The sequence below is a fragment of the Barnesiella sp. CU968 genome (genome assembly GCF_905219685.1).
GTDB lineage: Bacteria > Bacteroidota > Bacteroidia > Bacteroidales > Muribaculaceae > Lepagella > Lepagella muris_A.
Map to the genome: position 1 here is coordinate 1 of NZ_CAJMXD010000342.1, position 3,121 is coordinate 3,121.

The 3,121-nt window shown below is 42.4% G+C and carries 2 protein-coding genes; both read right to left on the reverse strand.

Translation table 11 applies throughout. The annotated features are described in order from the left end of the window. Nucleotides 1–214: 214 nt before the first annotated feature. The gene (locus JX312_RS11170) at nucleotides 215–784 is read right to left on the reverse strand and encodes a hypothetical protein (protein ID WP_204458055.1); all 570 of its coding nucleotides are present in this window, start codon (nucleotides 782–784) and stop codon (nucleotides 215–217) included. Nucleotides 785–916: 132 nt separating this feature from the next. Further along, nucleotides 917–3,121 (reverse strand): hypothetical protein (locus tag JX312_RS11175; protein ID WP_204458056.1); only part of this gene is annotated, 2,205 nt, incomplete at its 5' end.

The following is a 3,121-nucleotide window of genomic DNA, read 5'->3' on the forward strand; positions in this document are numbered from 1 at the left end:
TTTGTTAACATTTCATTTTGCGTGTATATTTTACACTTATCGTATCATTTTTCCACTGATATAATTCTTTTATACAAATAATATTATATTTTGAAAATCTCCTTGCAATATTTGCAATGTCAACATCTCCAATTCAAATAAAGCAGAATGCAAAGCCTGATTAATAACAAGACGAGTTCAGTTTCAGTCCGTATTACATACTGCCAGATACCGTTTATTCTTTCCAGTATGTTATCTTCCTTGTTTCCTTATATGCCGTCTCCTCGGTCTTTCCGTCAGGCAGATCCGTGATTTTCAGTTTGACATCGCGAGAAATCCAGTTGCCCTTTGCGTCATATTCATAATTCGAAAAGGTATAGATTCCCTCCCATTCCTTCTGCTTCTTGCCTTTCTCCTCCGACCTGATTTTCTCTCCGGTCATTACACCGTCTTTATATTCGAAAGAGATATACTTATGCGCATTCCCCTTATTAGCTGATGCAAGATCAACATCTGTCAGCTTATCATCGGAAGAATACACAAACTTCACAGACGTGTTTATCATCCCCATGTTCATATCCAGCCCCAGTGGATAGCCATCGGCATTATACACAATAACAGAATTCTTCAGCTTGCCATTCCTGTCAAACTTCATTTTCTTCTGTACCATCAGCGGATCCTTGGTAGAATATTTTATCTCCTTTACATCTCCATGCGCATCCCAAAGGGATGCAGCCTTGAACTCCTGCGCGACCCCACAGACGCACCCCCACAGAATCATTCCTAAAAACAAAACAGTTCTCATATTCCTATAAACTTTTGATTAAGATGTATCTATTAATGCAGTTGCAGATCCTGAACTTAAAAAAGATAACTCCGGTCGATGTTTCGACCGGAGTTATTAGTTTAGAATCTATTTAAAACCGATCGGGAAGAATCAGTTTTTTGCAATCTTCTTCTCTACCTTCATTGTGCCGTCGGTGAAGACGGTGCGCATGATGTAGACCTGACCCGGTTCGGGGGTGACAACAGTGCGACCCTGAAGATCGATAAGCACAACTTCCTTGACTTCCTTGCCTGCGAAAGATTCCTCAACAGATGACTGTTCTTTGTAATCCACAACCACAGTGAAATCTTTCTTGAAGCCTTTGTAGAGACAAGTGAGCATTACCTTGCCGGAAGCTGTAGGAACAGCCCTGCCACCATCTATCTTGAGAGACTTGGAAACTGCTGTTTCTTCAGATGCTGATTCGACACCGGAATCCTCTCCTTCAATGATATCGGCGGCAATCCATTCACATCCCTCCGGACCAACAAGCGTAATCTCTCCTGAAACCTTGCCGTAAGTATCATTCTCGGCAAGAAGAAGGAGAGCCGAGCCGGCATTTGCCGCATCATTGTCGGCAAAACATGCCAGTACAGGATAACCACCCCATGACGGATTCACGAAGCCCTCACTGATCATAAGCTCTTTCATCTCTTTAGTGGTCTTCTTTGAACCCGGGACAGTACGGAACTCGCTACCGGGATTCAGTTCCACATCATAGAAGCAGTTTTCATGATTTTCAAGCATTAAGTGTTCAACACCGTCAACCTTGTATGTATAATTATTAGTATAAGTCGTACCGCTCCAAAGGTATCTTTCACTATTGTCGGAAATTACATTTGTCTCCAGACATGTAACCTTACCGGAATTGTAACAGTTCCTCACAAATGAAAATGAAGTGAACGCTCCGCCAAACAGACCACCGACACGTCTCTTGGCAGTAACATTTCCGGTATTATAACAATTCTCTACCATATGTGGAGCATCAACATATGAAGTTGAAAGGTACCCGCCAAGTCCTCCGGCATTTCCTTGCGTATTAGTGCCAGCATAGTTGGAGGTTATATTACCGATATTGAAACTGTTTCTCATTGCCGCGGGATATGACACGTCACCGCTCGCGAGATATCCAAACAAACCTCCGGCTGCATTATTGTCAACTGTAACATCTCCTGCATTGAAACATCTTTCTACGACACCATTAACCTGAGATATAAATCCTGATGCACAAAGTCCTGTATTCGAACTGTAGACATCTCCAAGGTTATAGCTATCGGTAACACGTGAGAACTTCTTGAGTTCTCCCATGAAACCGGAGATTTTTCCAGCATTTCCTCTTACCACTCCTGCATTGAAACATCTTTCAATTTCAGTTAGCAGTTCAAGGCTCGAACCTGTGGCATTACTTGCAAAACCTGCTGCAAAACCTGTTGACTCTATATTTCCTGTATTGGAACAGTCTGAGATCTTCCAACCGGCCCCGATTGTATAGACACCACCGCCAATATTGGCGCCACCTTTAAGATTGCCAGTATTATGGCAATTCTTGATATAACCGGTCAATCCATCCGGATCTGCCTCTTTCAATGCCGCTGTGGTACTTACTATACCATAAATATTTCCACCTGGTTTCGTTAGCTGTGACAGGTCTATATCGGATTTATTTACACAATCCTCCATATAACCAGTAGCCTCAACTTTATAAGCTAAACCGGCAATTGTGCTTGTAGCCATAAGCGTGCCCTCGTTAACGCAACCCTTCATGCCTCCTGCCACATTGGTGACAATACCCATCGCCGAAGTTGTGGTCGAAGTCACAGAACCCTTGTTGACGCAATTCTCAATCAAAGAGCCTGCCTTGGTTTCATAAACGATACCCGTTGCATAAGTCTTCTTCGAAATAACAGTTCCTTCATTGACACAATTCCTGATTACTGAATTTTCATATGCCCGGTTCGCAATGCCAGCTACATATGCATCAGTCAATGATTCAACAACGCCTTTATTGGTCACATTATCTATTACTCCATAATTGTTTCCAACCATTGAACCGAGTAAACTGTGTCCCTTGAGTTCACCATCTATTATAAGATCCTTGACGACACCCGTTGCACCAAGAGTTCCTATAAGACCCAAATATTTCCCGACATACAGATTCGGTCCCTGCAATTTGGTCTTTATCGAGTTGTTATTAGAATATAAATAATTCTTTATAGTATGCTTTGCGCCGTCAAGCTCCGCCTGGAAATTGACCCCATTCACTGCAAGCAGTTTGATTGAGTCTTCCTGGAAATCAATATCATTCTCAATTCTGAA

Bases quoted from the DNA above. Each gene is read 5' to 3' on its own strand.
- JX312_RS11170 (WP_204458055.1), bottom strand. From the start codon at position 784: ATGAGAACTGTTTTGTTTTTAGGAATGATTCTGTGGGGGTGCGTCTGT.